This is a genomic window from Micromonospora sp. NPDC005173 (assembly GCF_040608515.1).
Classification (GTDB): domain Bacteria; phylum Actinomycetota; class Actinomycetes; order Mycobacteriales; family Micromonosporaceae; genus Micromonospora.
In genome coordinates, this window is record NZ_JBEXIK010000012.1 from 13,453 (window position 1) to 32,196 (window position 18,744).

Consider the following 18,744-nt stretch of genomic DNA (forward strand, 5'->3'; position numbering starts at 1 on the left):
CGGCGGGCGCGGGTGGCACGATCGGGGCATGACGGAACTGGTCGGTCTCGACGATGTGCGGGCTGCGCGGGAACTGCTCGCCGGCGTTGTCCGGACCACCCCGCTGGAGCCCTCCCGGCCGCTGAGTGCGGCACTTGGCGGGCCGACCTGGCTGAAGTGCGAGAACCTGCAGCGGGCGGGCTCGTACAAGGTGCGCGGCGCGTACGTGCGGATTTCGCGGCTGTCGGCGGCGGAGCGGGAGCGCGGTGTGGTGGCGGCGAGCGCGGGCAACCACGCGCAGGGCGTGGCGCTGGCCGCCGGCCTGGTGGGCACACACGCCACGGTCTTCATGCCGATCAACGCGCCGCTGCCGAAGGTGGCCGCCACCAAGGGGTACGGCGCGCAGGTCGAGCTGGCCGGCAACACCGTCGACGAGTCGCTGGTCGCCGCGCACACGTACGCCGAGCGCACCGGGGCGGTGCTGATCCACCCGTTCGACCACGCGGACGTGATCGCCGGCCAGGGCACCGTGGCGCTGGAGATCCTCGAACAGTGCCCGGACGTGCGGACCATCATCACCGGGGTGGGCGGCGGTGGTCTGATCTCGGGCATGGCGGTGGCAGCCAAGGCGTTGCGGCCGGACGTTCGCATCATCGGTGTGCAGGCGGCCGGCGCGGCGGCCTTCCCGCCCTCACTGGTGGCCGGGGAACCGGTCCGGCTGCCCGTCTTCTCCACCATCGCGGACGGCATCGCGGTCGGCCGGCCCGGGGAGATCACCTTCAACCACGTCCGCAAGCTGGTCGACGAGATCGTCACGGTCTCCGAGGAGGACATCTCCCGCGCCCTGCTGATGCTGTTGGAGCGGGGCAAGCAGGTGGTCGAGCCGGCCGGCGCGGTCGGCGTGGCCGCGCTGCTGGCTGGTGTGGTGGAGGTGGAGGCCCCGGTGGTCGCGGTGCTCTCCGGCGGCAACATCGACCCGCTGCTCCTGCTGCGGGTGATCGAGCACGGTCTGGCCGCCGCGGGTCGCTACCTGCGAGTGACGGTGCGCTGCTCGGACCGGCCCGGGCAGCTCGCCTCGTTGCTCAGCCAGATCGCCGAGCACCGGGCCAACGTGGTGGATGTGGAGCACCAGCGGGCCAACCCGCACCTGAGCCTCGGCGAGGTGGAGGTGGCGCTGTCGGTGGAGACCCGGGGGGTGGAGCACTCCGACACGCTGATCAGCGCGCTACGGGCCAGCGGCTACCAGGTGGTCTTCGCCGCCGAGGCGTGACACCGCTGGGTGCCACGCCTCGGCGGGTCGTGTGCCGGTCAGCCGGAGAACGGCTCGAAGTTGACCACGGTCACCTTGATGTCGGCGCCGCTCGGCGCCGTGTAGGTGCAGGTCTGCCCGGGCCGACCGCCCAGGATCGCCTTGCCGAGCGCCGACTCGGGGCTGTAGACGGTCAGTTCGGTCGTGGACGAGATCTCCCGGGAGCCGAGCAGGAAGGTCTCGGTGTCCGCGGTGTCGTCGTCGAAGTAGATCGTCACGACCATGCCGGGTGACACCACGTCCGTCGTCGGTGCCTCGCCGACCTTGGCGGTGCGCAGCAACTCCTGCAGGTAGCGGATGCGTCCCTCGGCCTTGCCCTGCTCCTCGCGGGCGGCGTGGTAGCCGCCGTTCTCCCGCAGGTCGCCCTCCTCGCGCCGGGCGTTGATCTCCGCGGCGATCGCCGGGCGGTTGGCGATGTGCTCGTCGAGCTCGGCCTGGAGGCGGTCGTGCGCGTCCTGGGACAGCCAGGTGGCGGGCGCCTCGTTGCCAGTAGACACAGGCGGTCTCCTCAGTTGTGCGTGGCTGGCTGACAGGTGAACTACCAAGTTACCAGTGCGGTACGACACAGCGTGTCGGCGATGACCGTTGGTGTCCGTGTCCAACACCGCTGGTAGGCGTCCACCGGAACCCCTCAGGTGGCCTGCCGAGACGGCGTTCTGGCAGGTCAGGCCGGGGGTCGGCAGCGCAGCACCTCGCCGATGAACGGCTTCGCGGAGGTGGCCAGGCGGTGCTGGGTGGTGACGTGCCGGTCGCCGGGCTCGGCGGTCACCGTGACCTCCTCGCGGGCCACCTCCGCGCCGGCAAGGTCCCGCGCCCGCAGCACGCAGACCGCTGATCCGCCCGGCGGCACGGTCACCCGGAAGTTGACCACCACCTGGTTGTCCGTGATGTCGGTGTAGGTGATCACCTGGCCGTCGTACTCCGGGTCGCCGTACTGCTGGTAGAGCCGGACCGAGATCAAGGTCAGCGCTGCCAGCAGCACCACCAGCGCCAGCGCGGCCAGCAGCTTGCGGGGGCGGCCGCCCCCGGGCGCCCGGCGGCGGCCGTAGCGACCGGCCGGAAAAACGGGCGCGCCCGGCGGAATTGTGGCGTGCGTCTCGGTCACCGGCGGGTATCTCCTGGCGTTGTTGTCGGCGGCATCAGCAAGAATGGCAGGGTCCATCCTCCCAGCCCGGCTTAGCGGCAGGAATGGCAGGTCGAGCCCCCCGCGGTGCCGACCGGCGACGGGGTGAGGAGGATCCCCGGCAGGTCAGCCGGTCGAGCCCGGTCGGGTCCACCGTCCGGCACAGACGAGGAGCGCCGAAGTTGGCAGAGCAACTGCGTCTCATGGCCGTGCACGCGCACCCGGACGACGAGTCGAGCAAGGGTGCGGCGACCACGGCGAAGTACGTCGCAGAGGGGGCGGATGTCCTGGTCGTGACGTGCACCGGCGGGGAGCGCGGCAGTGTGCTGAACCCCAAGCTCGACCGACCCGACGTGTGGGCCAACATCGCCGACATCCGGCGCGCGGAGATGGACGCCGCCCGGGCGATCCTCGGCGTCGAGCAGGCCTGGCTCGGCTTCGTCGACTCCGGGCTGCCCGAGGGCGACCCGCTGCCTCCGCTGCCGGAGGGCTGCTTCGCCCTCCAGGACGTCGAGGTGGCCGCCGGGCCGCTGGTGCGGCTGATGCGCGAGTTCCGTCCACACGTGGTGACCACGTACGACGAAGAGGGCGGCTACCCGCACCCCGACCACATCATGTGCCACAAGGTGAGCGTGGCCGCCTTCGAGGCCGCCGGCGACCCGGAGCGCTACCCGGAGCTGGGCACCCCGTGGCAGCCACTGAAGCTCTACTACGACATCGGCTTCTCCAAGGCCAAGATCATGGCTCTGCACGAGGGCATGCTCGCCGCCGGCCTGGAGTCGCCCTACGAGGACTGGCTCAAGCGCTGGGAGGAGCGGCCGGACAAGGGCCCCCGGATCACCACCCGGGTGGAGTGCGCCGACTACTTCCCGGTCCGCGCCGACGCGCTGCGCGCCCACGCCACCCAGGTCGACCCGGACGGTTTCTGGTTCCACGTGCCGATGGAGCTCCAGCAGCGCGCCTGGCCGACCGAGGACTACGAGCTGGCCCGTTCGGTGGTGGACAGCCCGATGCCCGAGTCCGATCTCTTCGCGGGCGTGCGGGAGACGGCGCACGCGCGCTGATTCCGTACGGCGCTACTCTGGTAACCAGTCGCCCATCGGAGGAACACCATGCTGACCGCTGCCGAGGTGCTCGCGGAGAACAACTTCGGGGATACCCGCACGGGTGGCCTGGCTGGGCCGATGGGCCTCTTCCTCATCCTGCTGCTGGCCACCGCGACCATCCTGCTGATCCGCAACATGAACGCCCGGCTGCGCCGGCTGCCCGACCGGTTCCCGCAGCAGGCGCACCCGACCGACCCGACCAGGGCCGAATCGGCAGTCGCTGATCCGACAGACGAGACCGCGGCGCACGATTCATCCACGCCCGCTCCCAACGGGCACCAGCAGCACCGGAACGGGTAGTCCGCGCATGATTCACGCCGAACCGGGTGGTCGACCCCTGTTGCGACCACCCGGTTTGGCTTAGCCTTCCGCCGGGGGGACCAAAAGTCCCCGAGCCGTGTGCGGAAGGGGGCGCCGATGACCGTCACAGCACCGGCCGCCCGCCGTACCGTCGGTCGGTCGGCTGACGGGGGAGGTCGATGACCTCCGGCCCGGCCGGCGATCCGTTCGACCGGCTCGGGGTGCGCGGCATGCCTGCTCGGCTGCTCGTGCTCACCGCCGCTGTGACGCTGACCGCGCTGGTCGCCGCCGGGGTCGGGCTGACCCTGCCGGATGGGCTGCCGGCCGACGACCCGCTCGGCGGTCCGGCCCGCTTCGGCATCGCCGTCGCCGTCCTCGCTGTCGCCCAGTTCGCCCGGCTGCGGTTCCGCTCGGCCGCCGGAATGGTCAGCATCACCTGGGGTGAGGCGGCGCTGATCGTCTGCCTCTACCTGGCGCCCGCCGGCTGGCTGCCGTCGGCCACCCTCCTCGGTGCCGGCCTGGCCTGGACGGTGCACTCACTGCACAACGACCGCCGTCCGCCGCTGGAGATCGTCCGGATCGCCGCGTCGCTGGCCGCCGCGTCGGCACTGGCCGTGTCCGTGACCAGCGCGCTGGGGCAGCCGCTGCTCGCCCCGCCCACCCCGAGGCTGGCGCTGGCCGTGATCGCAGGGTCGGTGACCTACCTCCTGGTGACCGCCTGGCTCGGTGGGGTGACGCTGGGCCTGCGGCACGGAGTGCCGATCGGGCCACCACTGCTCGCCGCCCTGCGCGGCAAGCTGCTGATGTTCGTCGGCAACCTGGCGGTCGGCCTGGTGGTGGTCGCGCTGCTGGAGCTCGACCCACGGTGGCTGCTGCTGCTTCCGCCGTTGCTCTGGCTGCTTCAGCAGACCTACCGCTACCGGTTGCGTTCCGACCAGGAACGCCGGACGTGGCGAGCTTTCGCCGAGGCCACCGCGGCCCTCAACCAGCTCGACGAGCGGGGCGTGGCCAGCGCGGCGGTGACCGGCGCGCTGACGCTGTTCAACGCCGAGCTGGTGGACGTCGACGTGGCTCGGGCCGACGGCCGGTGGCGCCGCTACCGGGGTGACGCCGGTGGCCAGCTCGTCGACCGGGAGGTTGACCCGCCGCGCCCGTCCGAGCCTGATGAGGACGAGCTGATCCGTCCACTGACGGTGGGTGCCGCGCCGGTCGGTCAGCTGCGGATCCGGTTCCCCCGCTCCGCCCCGCCCGCCGCCCGGGAACGCGACGCGGTGGCCGCGTTCGGCGACGCGCTCGCGGCTGCGCTGCACGACGCCGCGACCCACCGCGAGCTGCGGCTGGTCACCGCCCGCTCGTCGTACGAGGCGGTGCACGACCCACTCACCGGGCTGGCCAACCGGGCCGCCATGCTCGGCAAGGGCGATCAGTCGCTGCGGCAGCTCGCGCACGATCACCCGGTGGCGCTGCTGCTGTTGGACATCAACCAGTTCAAGGAAGTCAATGACACCCTCGGGCACGCCGCCGGTGACCAGCTTCTGCGGTTGACCGCGAACCGGCTCAGCGCGTTGGCCCGCCCCGGTGACCTGCTCGGCCGGCTCGGCGGCGACGAGTTCGCGCTGCTGCTCACCTCGGTGCCGGTGCTCGGTGACCGGGCCGCCCCGATGGCGCACGCGCTGCGCCAGGCCCGTGAGATCGCCGAGCGGCTCGCCGCGCCGACCGAGGTGGCCGGCGTACGCATGTCGATCGAGGTCTCCGTCGGGGTGGTCGTGGCCGACGCCGGCACCGCCGACCTGACCGAGCTGCTGCGCCGCGCCGACATCGCGATGTACCAGGCCAAGGAGGGCGGCGGCAGCGTCGCCGCCTACGACAGCGCCCGGGACGCGGCCAGCACCGATCAGCTCGCCCTGCTGGCCGAGTTGCGGGAGGCGCTGGAGGTCGACGACCAGCTGGTGCTGGCGTTGCAGCCGGCGGTCGACCTGGCCACCGGCGCGCCCACCGGGGTGGAGGCGCTGATCCGGTGGCGGCACCCCCGGCGTGGCTGGCTGAGCCCGGCCGACTTCATCCGCCCCGTGGAGAACAGCGAGCAGCTCGGCGCATTCACCCGGTACGTGCTGGACAAGGCGCTCGGTGTGGCCGCCGGCTGGGCCCTGGAGGGGCTGGACGTCCCGATCTCGGTCAACCTGTCGGCGCGCAGCCTGCTCGACCCCCGACTGCCGGCGGAGATCGCCGACGCGCTGCGTCGGCACCAGGTCCCACCGCATCGGCTGGTCCTGGAGATCACCGAGACGGTGGTGATGAGCGAGCTGGAGGTCATCGACGAGGTGCTGGCGACGCTCCGGTCGATGGGTGTGCAACTCGCGGTGGACGACTTCGGCACCGGCTTCTCCTCGCTGACGTTCCTCACCCGGATCGCGGTGGACGAGTTGAAGGTGGACCGCTCGTTCGTGATCCGGATGGCCGACTCGCCCGAGGCGGCGGCGATCGTACGGACCACTGTGGGCCTCGCCCACGAGCTTGGCCTGCGCGTGGTGGCAGAGGGGGTGGAGACCGCCGAGCAGCGGATCGCCCTGACCGAGCTGGGCTGCACCTCGGCGCAGGGCTACCACTTCTTCAAGCCGATGCCGGCCGACAAGATCGGCGCGGTGCTCGGGTCGCTGCGCGACTCGGCCGAGTCGAACGTCTTCCGACTCCGCGCCGACGGCGCCTCCTGACCGCCGGGGCGACCCCCGCTGATCGGTGTCGGACGGGGCGGCCACACCGGCCGGCCTGACCATCCGGGCGGAGCCTGCGCGGTCCGCGCCGGGGCTGGCTATGGTCGTCGGGTGAACCGACTCGCCGGCGCCACCAGTCCCTACCTGCTCCAGCACGCCGACAACCCGGTCGACTGGTGGCCCTGGTGCGACGAGGCGTTCGCCGAGGCGAAGCGACGGGACGTACCGGTACTCATCTCGGTCGGTTACGCCGCGTGTCACTGGTGCCATGTGATGGCGCACGAGTCGTTCGAGAACGAGCAGGTCGGCGCGCTGATGAACGCCGACTTCGTGTCGATCAAGGTGGACCGTGAGGAGCGCCCGGACGTCGACGCCGTCTACATGACCGCCACCCAGGCGATGACCGGCCAGGGCGGCTGGCCGATGACCGTCTTCGCCACCCCGGACGGCACCCCGTTCTTCTGCGGCACCTACTTCCCGCGGGCCAACTTCGTCCGGCTGCTCCAGTCGGTCGCCGCCGCCTGGCGGGACCAGCGCGAGGAGGTGGTGCGTCAGGGCGCCGCGGTGGTCGAGGCGATCGGGGGCGCCCAGGCCGTGGGCGGCCCCACGGCGCCGCTGGACGCCCCGCTGCTCGACGCCGCGGCCGCCAAGCTGGCCGGCGAGTACGACGCGACGAACGGCGGCTTCGGGGGCGCGCCGAAGTTCCCACCGCACATGAACCTGCTCTTCCTGCTGCGCCAGCACCAGCGGACGGGCGACCCGCGCAGCCTGGAGATCGTCCGCCACACCGCCGAGGCGATGGCCCGGGGTGGCATCTACGACCAGCTCGCCGGGGGCTTCGCGCGGTACTCGGTGGACGGGCACTGGACGGTGCCGCACTTCGAGAAGATGCTCTACGACAACGCCCTGCTGCTCCGGCTCTACACCCAGCTCTGGCGGCTGACCGGCGACCCGCTGGCCCGTCGGGTGGCCCGGGACACCGCCCGGTTCCTCGCCGACGAGCTGCACCGGCCGGGGGACGGGTTCGCGTCCGCGCTGGACGCCGACACGGAGGGCGTCGAGGGGCTCACCTACGCCTGGACGCCGGCCCAACTCGTCGAGGTGCTGGGCGAGGACGACGGGCGGTTCGCCGCCGACCTGTTCGCCGTGACCGAGGAGGGCACCTTCGAGCACGGCATGAGCGTGCTCCGGCTCGCCCGGGACGTCGACGACGTCGCACCCGAGACCCGGGTCCGCTGGCAGCAGGTGGTGGGTCGACTGCTCACGGCCCGGGACACCCGTCCCCAGCCGGCCCGCGACGACAAGGTGGTGGCGGCCTGGAACGGCCTGGCGATCACCGCCATCGTCGAGTTCCAGCAGGTTGCCGCGCTGTACGCGTCGTCGCAGGACGAGGATGCCAACCTGATGGAGGGCGTCACCATCGTCGCCGACGGCGCGATGCGCGACGCCGCCGAGCACCTGGCCTCGGTGCACCTGGTGGACGGCCGGCTGCGCCGGGTCTCCCGGGGCGGTGTGGTCGGTGAGCCGGCGGGCGTGCTGGAGGACTATGGCTGCGTGGCCGAGGCGTTCTGTGCGCTGCACCAGCTCACCGGCGAGGGCCGCTGGCTCACCCTGGCCGGCGGGCTGCTGGACACCGCGCTGGAGCACTTCGCGGCGCCGGGCGGCGCCTTCTACGACACCGCCGACGACGCGGAGCGCCTGGTCACCCGGCCGGCCGACCCGACCGACAACGCCACCCCGTCCGGCCGGTCGGCGCTGATCGCCGGGCTGGTGGCGTACGCGGCGCTGACCGGGGAGACGCGTTACCGGGAGGCCGCCGAGGTGGCGCTCGGCACGGTCGCGCCGATCGTCGGGCAGCACGCCCGGTTCACCGGGTACGCGGCCACGGTCGGCGAGGCGCTGCTCTCCGGGCCGTACGAGATCGCCGTGGCGACCGACGACCCGATCGGCGACCCGCTGGTGGCCGCCGCCCACCGGCACGCCCCGCCCGGCGCGGTGGTGGTGGCCGGGCGCCCGGACCAGCCCGGTGTGCCGCTGCTCGCCGACCGGCCGCTGGTCGACGGCCGGTCCGCCGCGTACGTCTGTCGGGGCTTCGTCTGCCAACGCCCGGTCACCACGGTCGAGGATCTGGTCGCCGAGCTCGGCTGAGCGTCCCCGCCGCCCAGGTGCGGCCCGATGGTTGCCCGGAGTAGTGCCCGGGAGGTCGCTCGCGCCCCACGGCGGGCGCTGGCCGGCGGCGCCTGGACGGGTCGGGCACGAGCGCCGGCCCTCCGGTTGGCCGCGTCGGCGGCCCGGATAGGCTGGCCGCGCTATGGATTCCCGTACCGGTCTGCCCGTTGTCGGCATGGTGGGCGGCGGCCAACTGGCCCGGATGACCCACCAGGCCGCGATCGCCCTTGGCCAGTCACTGCGTGTGCTCGCGACCGCCCCCGACGACGGCGCGGCGCTGGTCGCCGCCGACGTCCAGTACGGCGACCACACCGACCTGGCCGCCCTGCGGACCTTCGGCAAGGGCTGCGACGTGGTCACCTTCGACCATGAGCACGTGCCCACCGAGCACATCCGCACGCTGGCGGCGGAAGGCGTCACCCTGTACCCGCCGGCGGACGCGCTGCTGCACGCCCAGGACAAGCAGGTCATGCGGGAACGCCTGACCGAGCTGGGCGCGCCCAACCCGGTGTGGCGGCCGGTTGGCGAGCCAGCCGACCTGGTCGGTTTCGGTGAGCAGGTCGGTTGGCCGGTGGTGCTCAAGGCGGCCCGGGGTGGCTACGACGGCCGGGGCGTCTGGCTGGTCGACGATGCCACCCAGGCCGTCGAGCTGGCACGGACGCTGCTCGCCGGCGGCACGCGGTTGATCGTCGAGGAGCGGGTGCCGCTGCGCAGGGAGCTGGCCGTGCAGGTGGCCCGCTCGCCGTTCGGCCAGGTGGCCGCGTACCCGGTGGTCGAGACGGTGCAGCGGGACGGCATCAACGTGGAGGTGCTCGCCCCGGCACCCGGCCTGGACGAGGAGCTGGCGGTCACCGCCCAGCAGCTCGCCATCGACCTGGCCACCGCGCTCGGCGTGGTCGGCCTGCTCGCCGTGGAACTCTTCGAGGTGCGCGACGAGGCCGGCCGACCGGCGATCGTGGTCAACGAGCTGGCGATGCGTCCGCACAACTCCGGGCACTGGACCATCGAGGGGGCTCGGACCTCCCAGTTCGAGCAGCACCTGCGGGCGGTGCTGGACTACCCGATGGGCGACACCGCGTTGGCCGCGCCGGTCGTGGTGATGGCGAACGTGCTCGGCGGCGAGCCGGGCGGGATGTCGATCGACGAGCGGCTGCACCACCTCTTCGCCGCCGAGCCGGGGGCCAAGGTGCATCTCTACGGCAAGCAGGTACGACCCGGCCGCAAGATCGGGCATGTCACCGTGCTCGGGGACGACCTGGACGACGTACGGGCGCGGGCCGCGCGGGCCGCCCGCTGGCTGCGTGAGGGGCACGAGTGAGCCCGAGTCCCGCAGTCGCGAACGAAGAGGGGACCGCAGTGACCACTGTCGGGCTGATCATGGGCAGCGACTCGGACTGGCCGACGATGCGGGCCGCGGCCGAGGTGCTGGACGACTTCGGGGTGTCGTACGAGGTCCGGGTGATCTCGGCGCACCGGACCCCGGTCGCGATGATCGACTACGGCCGCGACGCCGTCGACCGGGGTCTCAAGGTGATCATCGCCGGTGCGGGCGGTGCCGCCGCCCTGCCGGGCATGGTCGCCTCGGTGACCCCGCTGCCGGTGATCGGCGTGCCGGTGCCGCTGAAGCACCTCGACGGCATGGATTCGCTGCTGTCCATCGTGCAGATGCCGGCCGGGATCCCGGTGGCCACCGTGTCGATCGGCAACGCCCGCAACGCCGGCCTGCTGGCCGTGCGGATCCTCGGCGTCGCCGATGAGGACCTCCGCGCGCGGATGACGACCTATCAGCAGGACCTGGAACAGCTGATCGTCGCCAAGGACGCCGCCCTCCAGGCCACCCTCACCTAAGCCCCCCGCCGGACGTACGAACCCGGCACGCTCGCCGTGCCCACTCACGCACGCCGCACGACCCTCCGCTTCATCTCATGCCGCGTAGCGCGGTCTGTAGGCGTTCCTGGGCGCGGCGGCGGCGCTCGTTGCTGGCGCCGAGGATCAGCAGCAGGATGCCCACCGGGATCAGCGCCAGCCATGGGCCGAGGCTGAACAGCGCGTGGATCGCGGTGATCGCGGTGACCGACGCGCCGACGATCACCGGCGCCTGCTGTCGGCTGGTCGAGCCGAAGATCAGCACCGCCACCGCGCCGAGCAGCAGCAGCATCTGCCGCAGCGTGCTGGATTCGGTGGCCAGCACGATCGCCAGGGTGGGCAGGAACGCGGCGACCAGCGCCGGCCCGTACGCCACCCAGCTGCTCAGGTCCGGCCGGTGGCGCAACTCGAGCACCCCCACCAGCAGGGCCAGCGCGGCGAAGGGCAGGGTGTACGCCTCGGGCAGCGCCACGTCGGCGACGCGCATCAGGATCCACCAGGCGGTGATCTCGCAGACCACCACCGCCCAGAAGAGGATCCGGCGCTCCACCGGCCGCCGACCGGGCCGGGTCGCCGCCACGCCTAGGACCGCGCCCCAGGCGGCCAGCAGGGCGGCGATGTGGCGGGGCGAGTCGAAGGCGAGGGCGAAGGCGATCAGCGCCGCCGCGTACCCGCTCCACTCCACCGTGGAGGCCTCGCGCTGCGCCTCGGGACGGCGCAACCGGGGCAGGGTCGCGGCGAGCACCTGCAGGACCGCACCGACGGCCAGCACACCGAACGCGGACCAGACCGCGGCCAGGCCGGCGACCAGGCCGACGGTGAGCACGAAGAGCTGTGCCATCAGCGATGCGAAGAGCCAGCCGAGGATGCGCGCCCGCTGAGTAGTGCCGAACAGCGCCGCCACCGCGCCCACGCCGACCGCGCTGCCGAGGGTGAACAGGGTCAGCTGCCGGTCGGCCAGGCTGCCGGCCAGCCCGGCGCCGCCGCCGGCCAACCCGATGAGGAACACCAGCAACCGGGCCAGCCGTAGCGAACGGGCCGGCTCGACCAGCGGCGGCGGCGGGGTCAGCGCGAGGCCGAGCATCGCGATGGTGAAGACGGAGAGCGCGGCGACGGTGCTCGCCGGCCAACTCATGCCCAGCGCGATGGGCGCGATCAGCAGCGTGACGGCGGCGCCGGGCAGCACCACCGGTACGGCCCGGGACCGCCGCCCGCCGCTGAACCCGGTGGCGGCCAGCGCCGCGGTCGCGGTGAGCAGCAGCGCGGTCAGCACGTGGGTCGGGTTGACCACGTCCGGGGGTGGGGTGAGCAGCTCCGGCGGCGGCCCCTCCCAGATGCGGGCCAACGTGCGGTGCGGTTCGACCAGGGCGGTGACCAGGGCGGGTCCGATCGAGGCGAGCGCCAGGGCGGTCGGTAGGGCCGCCGCGGCCAGCGCGCCGGCGGACGGGCTGACCCGCCATCGCCGACGGTCCGGGTCGTCTGGCAACCGCCGCATCGCGCCGCTGAACAGCACCGCCCAGCGGCGGACCGGCTGCGCCGAGCCGGTCGGCGGCACGGTGGCCGCCCGGATCAACTCGGCGAGCACGCCGAGCAGGGCGGCGGCGGCCGCGTAGACACCCGAGGGGAGGCCGGTGGGGATGGCGGCGAGCGCGCTGATGGTGGCCCCGCCAACCACGGCCACGCTGACCCAGGGCAGGTACTGCGGCACCTGCCGGCGGACTGCGGCCGCGGCGGCCAGGCCCAGGCTGGACGCGGCCAGCGCCGCGGTCAGCACCACCTGCGCCGAGTGTTGGAACTCGGCGGACAGCGCCGCTACCGCGCCGGGGAGGGCCAGCAGCGCGGCACCGGTCGCCGCGCCGCCGATCTGCGCCAGGTGCGGTGGCATCCCGTCGGTTTCGATGTCGGTCACCTGCGGACCCGCCAGTACGCGGGCCAGGGTGGCCACCACCACGCCGATCAGCGCGATGCTGCCCAGCGCCAGCGCGGTGGTCCACGGCCGGACCAGGCCGGCGCCGGCCGCGTGCAGCGCGACCACCCCGGCCACGGTGGCCCGGGACAGCCCCGCCCGGGCCTCCTCCGTGGCCACGGCGGCCATGCCGAAGACGGTGGCGACCATCCCGCCGACCAGGACCGGCGACCACCAGGGCAGGTCGAAGGCGGTCGGTGCGCCGATCGTGGCGAGCACCACCGCGGCGCCGGACACGTCCCACCGCCAGGGCGGCGGGAGCAGGATGCCGGCGGCGACGGCCAGCAGCGCCAGCGCGACCGGGGCCTGCCAGGTGGCGCCTCCGGTCGGCGCGGCCGGCCAGCCGGTCAGGTTGCCGTCCCAGATCGGACCGGGCGTGGCCAGCACGCCCAGCCCGCCGCGCAGCGCCGTCCAGCCGGCGAGTACGCCGATCAGTGCGCCGCCGACGGTGATGCCGAGGATTGGCCCGCGCCGCCACTCCTCGGGCATGGCGCGAGCACCTACGGCGACCACCAGCACCAGACCGGCGGCCACCGCCAACTGCCCGCCCGGGGTGAGTACCGAGGCGATCCGGACCAGCGTGGCGATCAGGGCGGTGGTCACCGCCGCGGCGGCCAGGTCGGAGCCGTCCAGGGTGAGGTCGGAGCGGCGTCCGGCGTCGATCGACGGTGCCAGGAAGAGCAGCACGGCGGCGACCAGCAGTATTGCGCCGACCCAGGCGTCGGCGACGGTCGCCCCGGGTGCGCCGAAGGCGGCGGCGGTGACCACCAGCGCGCCGAGGCCGGTGCCGACGGACAGCGGTGTCGGGATGCGTCGCTGGGAGACCTGCACCACGGCGGCGTAGCCGAGGGTGACGCAGACCGCGAGGAAACTCGCCGCCAGCACCGGGACGGTCACCTCGCGCAGGCTGGCGGGGGTGGGGGTGGGATCGGTCGGCACGGTGGCGGCCACGAACGCGGCGACCGCCCCGGGCAGCGCGAAAGCGGCGCCCCCGGCGGCCCAGGCGGCGACCGTGTCGGCTGCGGCCGAGGCGATCCGGATCCGGGGTGCCAGCGCGACCAGCGCGCCGGCCGCGAAGAGGGTGAGCAGGACCGCGGCGGTGAGCGTCGGCCCGACCAGGCTGGCGCCCGCACCGAACATGCCCACCACGGCGGCCCCGATGCCATGCGCCAGGGCGGCCCGGCTGGTCCGCGCGGAGAGGCCGATCACGCCGATGCCGACCGCGGTGAGCACCATCGGCCAGGGCGCATACGCCCAGCCGAGACCGAACGAGGCCGGCACGGCCAGCGCGGTCAGCGCCGCCCCGGCGACCGCGAACTCGCGGCGGATCTCCGGCGGCAGGGCCAGCACCGCGGCGACGGTGAGCAGGAACGCGGCGGCGGCGAGCTGCCAGGTGGTGGGGCCGACCGCAGCGGCCAGTTCGGCCTGGTACTGGTCGAGGTCGGCGCCCCAGGCGGGCAGTGCCGCCTGGACCGGCGCCACTCCGGCGCGCAGCGCGCCCCCGGCGACCACCAGCCCGCTGACGGTGAGCGCCACCGCCGAGGCGACCTGCGGGCCGCGCCGGGCGGCCTCGGGGACCGCGCGCACCGCCAGCCCGGTCACCGTGATGACCGCCGCGATCAGCAGCAACGACCGGCCGGGCAGGGCCACCGAGGCGATCCTGCCGAGCGCGCCGATCACGGCCAGGGTGAGGATGCCGGCCGCGACGTCGGGCAGCGGCGGGCGGCGCAGCACCAGCGCGCCGGCCAGCCCGACCGCGGCGGCCAGCAGCAGCGCCACCCCGGCGCCGGTCGCCGCCGGCACGGTCTCGGCCTGGAGCAGGGCGGTGACGGCGTACGCCAGGGCGACGGCGACTGCCACCGCGTGCAGCAGCCAGATCAGCTCGCGCAGCCCGGGCACCGGGCGGGTCGGCCGGGTGTCGGCGGCCCCGGCATCGGCGTTGAGCAGCTCGGCGGCCTCCTCCGGGTCGCCCTCGGGTCGGCTCTCGGCGCTGCGTTGCGGGGGCGCCGGGGGCATGCCGGGCTCCGGCAGGTCCTGCCGGACGGGCCGCTCCACGGCGACCCCGGTGCGGGTCAGCCAGAGGTCGAAGAGGGCGACCAGCGTCAGCAGTAGGGCCCAGCCACCCGGCCCGGTGATCCGGTCGTATGCGAGCAGCGGCAGCACCGGCTGCGCGGCGAGCACGGTGGCGAACCGGGGTGTGCGCAGACCCGTCCACCTGGCGTACCCGAACGCGACGGCGGCGGTGAACGCGAAGATCACCCCGGCGAAGACCGCTCCGGAGGAGCCCCCGTTTCCGATCCGGTCCACCGCCCATAGGGCGTTTCCGGCCAGCGGCACCAGCAGCAGGCCGACCGCGGAGATCGTCTCGGCGGTCGAGGTGAGCCCGCGCCGGGCCAGTGCCGGTGGGGCGAGCAGCATCAGGACGGTGGCGAGGAGCAGGATGCCGAGCCGGGCCAGCGCGTCCATCGAGCTGGTCGCCACTGCGGCGAAGACCACCGCGGCCACCCCGAGCAGCAACGCGCCCAGCCCGAGTGGGATGTTCTGCACCTCGCGGGAGGACGCCTCCGGCGGGTGCTCCGGGTCGTCCGCGTCCAGCCAGGACGCCCGGGGCGGTGGTGGCGGCGGCGGGGGGTCCTCCGGGGCGGGCGGGCTGCCCTGGCGGGGCACCCGGGGCGGGGCGCCGGTGGTGGCGGTCGGTGGCCGGCGGCCGGGTCGGCGGCGCAGCACCCGGCGTGGCCGGGTGGCCTGCTTGAGCCGTTCCTCACTGGCGTGCGCCAGGATGTCCCGCTGGAAGAGCGCGGCCTGCATCTTGGCGGCGATCTGCCGCTGCTCGCTGGCGATGGCGGCGTCGCGCGCCTTCATCTCCGCGATCGAGCGCTCGATGTCCGCCAGGTGCTCGACCCACTGCGGCTGGTCGGCCCCGCAGTGCGGGCAGCGGACAGCCGGCTTGATCTCCTGGCCGCACGAGGAGCACTGAAACGTCGCCACGACATCCCTCCACCCGCACTGTGGACATCCACTGTCGCAGCATGCCCAAAGCTGGCGCGGATTACGACACTTGTCGGCGGGTCCGGGGCAAACAAACGACACCGGCCGGCCACGGAGGGTGCTCCGAGACCGGCCGGTGGGGTTTGATCCGTCAGGGGCGGCCCATGCCCCGGTACTCCCAGCCGGCCTGGGTCCACAGTGTGGAGTCGAGGCAGTTGCGGCCGTCGACCACCTTGCGGCCGGCGACCAGCTCGCCGAGGGCGACCGGGTCGGCGTTGCGGAAATCGGCCCACTCGGTGAGGACGCAGACCAGGTCCGCGCCGCTGACCGCCTCGTTGATGCCGGTCTCGTAGGTCAGCTCGGGTACGGCGCGGCGGGCGTTCTCGGTGCCCTGCGGGTCGTACACGTGCACGTCGGCGCCGGCCTTCTGCAGCAGCGCGGCGACGGCGAGCGCTGGGGCGTCGCGGACGTCGTCGGTGTTGGGTTTGAAGGTGGCGCCCAGCACGGCGATCCGGGTGCCGGAGAAGTCCGGGCCGGCCGGCCCGGAGCGGCGGCCGAGCAGGTCCGCGGCGAGCTGGAGCACCCGGGTCCGGCGGCGCAGGTTGATCAGGTCCACCTCGTGCAGGAAGCGCAGCGCCTCGCCGGCGCCCAGTTCCTGCGCCCGGGCCTGGAAGGCCCGGATGTCCTTGGGCAGGCAGGCGCCGCCGAAGCCGAGACCGGCCTGGAGGAACCGGTTGCCGATCCGCGGGTCGTAGCCGATCGCCCGGGCCAGCTGGGTGACGTCGCCGCCGGAGGCCTCGCAGACCTCGGCCATCGCGTTGATGAAGGAGATCTTGGTGGCCAGGAAGGCGTTCGCGGCGACCTTGACCAGCTCGGCGGTCGCGAAGTCGGTGACCACCAGGGGCACCTCGCGGTCCTCGGTGGCGGCCAGGTCGAAGACACCCTTGTGGGCGGCGTAGAGCATGCCGTTGGCCCACTCGCTCTTCACGCCGACCACGATCCGGTTGGGGCGCAGCACGTCGTCGACGGCGAAGCCCTCCTGGAGGAACTCGGGGCTCCACGCCACCTCGACGCCCAGGTCGTTGGGGGTGTGCTTGCCGACCAGCTGCTCCACCCACTCGGCGGTGCCCACCGGCACGGTGGACTTGCCGACGATCAGCGCCTTGCGGGTGAGGTGCTGCGCCAGGCTGGTCACCGAGGCCTCGACGTACGACAGGTCGGCGCCCATCCCGTCGGCGCGCTGGGGGGTTCCGACGCAGATGAAGTGCACGTCACCGAAGTCGGCGGTCTCGGCGATGTCGGTGCTGAACCGCAGCCGGCCGGCGGCCAGGTTGCGCTTGAGCAGCTCGTCCAGGCCGGGCTCGTGGATCGGCACCTGACCGGCGTTGAGCATCGCGATCTTGTCAGCGTCGACGTCGAACCCGAGCACCTCGTACCCCAGCTCGGCGTAGCAGATGGCGTACGTCGCACCCAGGTAACCGGTCCCCAGGAAGGTCACCCGCGGCCGGGCCGCACCCGAGGGCGGCGTCACCGCGGCGATGGCGGGGGTCGGCTGAATGGTGGGATAGGGGATCGTCACGCCTGTCTTCTCCGCTCGCACTGGCGGCGCTTCGTCGCGTCGCATTTTGCTGCGGCGCCTGGCCGGGCACCGGAGGGGTGGCTCAACTGTCTTCTTCCATCATCGCGCAGCGGCCTGGGTGCTCCGTCATGTCTATACCTACGCGCCGGTAACATCACTTGAACTGCAGTCGCTAGTCTTCAGTCTGCGCCGTCGGCGGTCAGGAGACGCTACAGACTGCGCATGATAGCGGTGAAGGGGAGGGGCCGACATGGCCGCAGGGGAGTCGTTCGACGTCTACCGGTTGCCTGAGGAGCACGTGGCGATCCGGGAGGCGGTCCGCGAGGTCTGTACGGCGAAGGTGGCCCCACACGCCGCCGAGGCCGATGAGAACGGTGAGTTCCCGAAGGCGTCCTACGACGCGCTGCGGGCGGCCGACTTCCACGCCCCGCACATCCCCGAGGAGTACGGCGGTGCGGGCGCGGACGCGCTGGCCACCGCCATCGTGATCGAAGAGGTGGCCCGGGCCTGCGCGTCCTCCTCGCTGATCCCGGCGGTCAACAAGCTTGGCACGATGCCGCTGCTGTTGTCCGGTTCCGAGGAGCTCAAGCGCCGCTACCTGACGCCGGTGGCGGCGGGGGACGCGATGTTCTCGTACTGCCTCTCCGAGCCGGAGGCGGGCAGCGACGCGGCGTCGATGACCACCCGCGCGGTACGTGACGGGGATCACTGGGTGCTCAACGGTGTGAAGCGCTGGATCACCAACGCCGGCGTCTCCGAGTTCTACACCGTCTTCGCCGTCACCGACCCGACTGCCCGGTCCCGGGGCATCTCCGCCTTCGTGGTCGAGAAGTCCGATGCCGGGGTCAGCTTCGGCGCCCCGGAGAAGAAGCTCGGCATCAAGGGCTCGCCGACCCGTGAGGTCTACCTGGACAACGTGCGGATCCCGGCGGACCGGATCATCGGCGCGGAGGGCACCGGCTTCGCCACCGCGATGCGGACCCTGGACCACACCCGGGTCACCATCGCCGCGCAGGCCATCGGGATCGCGCAGGGCGCGCTCGACTACGCCAAGGGGTACGTGGCCGAGCGCCGGCAGTTCGGCAAGGCGGTCGCCGAGTTCCAGGGCGTCCAGTTCATGCTCGCCGACATGGGCATGAAGCTGGAGGCGGCCCGGCAGCTCACCTACGCTGCGGCCGGCAAGTCCGAGCGTGGCGACGCGGACCTGACCTACTTCGGCGCGGCGGCCAAGTGCTTCGCCTCGGACGCCGCCATGGAGATCACCACCGACGCGGTGCAGTTGCTCGGTGGCTACGGCTACACCCGGGACTACCCGGTCGAGCGGATGATGCGGGACGCCAAGATCACCCAGATCTACGAGGGCACCAACCAGGTGCAGCGGATCGTCATGGCGCGGCAGCTGCTCAACGGCGTTGCCTAGGCTTTCCTCCCAGTCAGATCCCGGGCGCCGACCGAGTTGAATTTCTCGGTCGGCCGCCTGTGTTGTGCCACGAGGGCACACGTGACTCCCCACACACCGAGCATTTCGTGCGGGTTCGTGTCGTTGACGACCGGGGAGAATCAACGCACCTGACCTCCGGCTGATCCGTGCCGCCGTCCCTTGCCTTGTCCTCCACTCGCTGCCCAGCGTCGGGCGCGCCCAACGACG

General features: G+C 73.2%; 12 protein-coding genes. 8 read left to right on the plus strand and 4 right to left on the minus strand.

The features are described from left to right. Nucleotides 1-28 precede the first annotated feature (28 nt). Entirely contained in the window at nt 29-1,249 is a 1,221-nt protein-coding gene (gene ilvA / locus ABZV00_RS15955) for a threonine ammonia-lyase (protein WP_355606431.1), read from the plus strand. A gap of 38 nt (nt 1,250-1,287) precedes the next feature. Here the strand turns inward: ilvA and greA are convergent, their stop codons facing one another. Next, nucleotides 1,288-1,785, minus strand: a complete 498-nt coding sequence (greA, locus tag ABZV00_RS15960) for a transcription elongation factor GreA (RefSeq protein ID WP_355606433.1) — start codon at nt 1,783-1,785, stop codon at nt 1,288-1,290. 167 nt (nt 1,786-1,952) lie between these two features. Next, on the minus strand, nt 1,953-2,393 hold the full coding sequence (locus ABZV00_RS15965) for a DUF4307 domain-containing protein (protein WP_355606436.1): 441 nt from the start codon (nt 2,391-2,393) through the stop codon (nt 1,953-1,955). A gap of 200 nt (nt 2,394-2,593) precedes the next feature. Here ABZV00_RS15965 and mca point away from each other — a divergent pair, with 200 nt between their 5' ends. From mca to purE, 6 genes are all read left to right on the plus strand, one after another. Continuing rightward, nucleotides 2,594-3,475 carry a mycothiol conjugate amidase Mca gene (gene mca, locus ABZV00_RS15970; protein WP_328423645.1) on the plus strand — a complete coding sequence of 294 codons (882 nt, stop codon included), beginning with the start codon at nt 2,594-2,596 and terminating at the stop codon, nt 3,473-3,475. 48 nt (nt 3,476-3,523) lie between these two features. Further along, nucleotides 3,524-3,817 carry a hypothetical protein gene (locus tag ABZV00_RS15975; RefSeq protein WP_328423647.1) on the plus strand — a complete coding sequence of 98 codons (294 nt, stop codon included), beginning with the start codon at nt 3,524-3,526 and terminating at the stop codon, nt 3,815-3,817. A gap of 230 nt (nt 3,818-4,047) precedes the next feature. Further along, nucleotides 4,048-6,528 carry a bifunctional diguanylate cyclase/phosphodiesterase gene (locus ABZV00_RS15980; RefSeq protein WP_355606790.1) on the plus strand — a complete coding sequence of 827 codons (2,481 nt, stop codon included), beginning with the start codon at nt 4,048-4,050 and terminating at the stop codon, nt 6,526-6,528. 111 nt (nt 6,529-6,639) lie between these two features. Further along, nucleotides 6,640-8,676 carry a thioredoxin domain-containing protein gene (locus tag ABZV00_RS15985; RefSeq protein WP_355606440.1) on the plus strand — a complete coding sequence of 679 codons (2,037 nt, stop codon included), beginning with the start codon at nt 6,640-6,642 and terminating at the stop codon, nt 8,674-8,676. A gap of 163 nt (nt 8,677-8,839) precedes the next feature. Then, nucleotides 8,840-10,015 carry a 5-(carboxyamino)imidazole ribonucleotide synthase gene (locus tag ABZV00_RS15990; RefSeq protein WP_328423653.1) on the plus strand — a complete coding sequence of 392 codons (1,176 nt, stop codon included), beginning with the start codon at nt 8,840-8,842 and terminating at the stop codon, nt 10,013-10,015. A 38-nt stretch (nt 10,016-10,053) separates the two neighbouring features. Further along, the gene (purE, locus tag ABZV00_RS15995) at nt 10,054-10,545 is read left to right on the plus strand and encodes a 5-(carboxyamino)imidazole ribonucleotide mutase (RefSeq protein ID WP_328423655.1); all 492 of its coding nucleotides are present in this window, start codon (nt 10,054-10,056) and stop codon (nt 10,543-10,545) included. A gap of 70 nt (nt 10,546-10,615) precedes the next feature. On the opposite strand, the gene ABZV00_RS16000 is transcribed toward purE, so the two are convergent. Further along, nucleotides 10,616-15,517, minus strand: coding sequence for a permease (locus ABZV00_RS16000; protein WP_355606444.1), 4,902 nt, complete (start codon nt 15,515-15,517; stop codon nt 10,616-10,618). A gap of 151 nt (nt 15,518-15,668) precedes the next feature. Beyond that, on the minus strand, nt 15,669-17,096 hold the full coding sequence (locus tag ABZV00_RS16005; RefSeq protein ID WP_355606447.1) for a UDP-glucose/GDP-mannose dehydrogenase family protein: 1,428 nt from the start codon (nt 17,094-17,096) through the stop codon (nt 15,669-15,671). 250 nt (nt 17,097-17,346) lie between these two features. Here ABZV00_RS16005 and ABZV00_RS16010 point away from each other — a divergent pair, with 250 nt between their 5' ends. Further along, a complete protein-coding gene (locus ABZV00_RS16010) occupies nt 17,347-18,516 on the plus strand; it encodes an acyl-CoA dehydrogenase family protein (protein WP_355606450.1) in 1,170 nt (389 codons plus the stop codon). The last annotated feature ends 228 nt before the right edge of the window (nt 18,517-18,744 follow it).

Coding starts and splice junctions, on each gene's coding strand:
- ilvA (WP_355606431.1), top strand. CDS start 29: ATGACGGAACTGGTCGGTCTCGACGATGTGCGGGCTGCGCGGGAACTG.
- ABZV00_RS15975 (WP_328423647.1), top strand. CDS start 3,524: ATGCTGACCGCTGCCGAGGTGCTCGCGGAGAACAACTTCGGGGATACC.
- ABZV00_RS15980 (WP_355606790.1), top strand. CDS start 4,048: ATGCCTGCTCGGCTGCTCGTGCTCACCGCCGCTGTGACGCTGACCGCG.
- ABZV00_RS15990 (WP_328423653.1), top strand. CDS start 8,840: ATGGATTCCCGTACCGGTCTGCCCGTTGTCGGCATGGTGGGCGGCGGC.
- ABZV00_RS16010 (WP_355606450.1), top strand. CDS start 17,347: ATGGCCGCAGGGGAGTCGTTCGACGTCTACCGGTTGCCTGAGGAGCAC.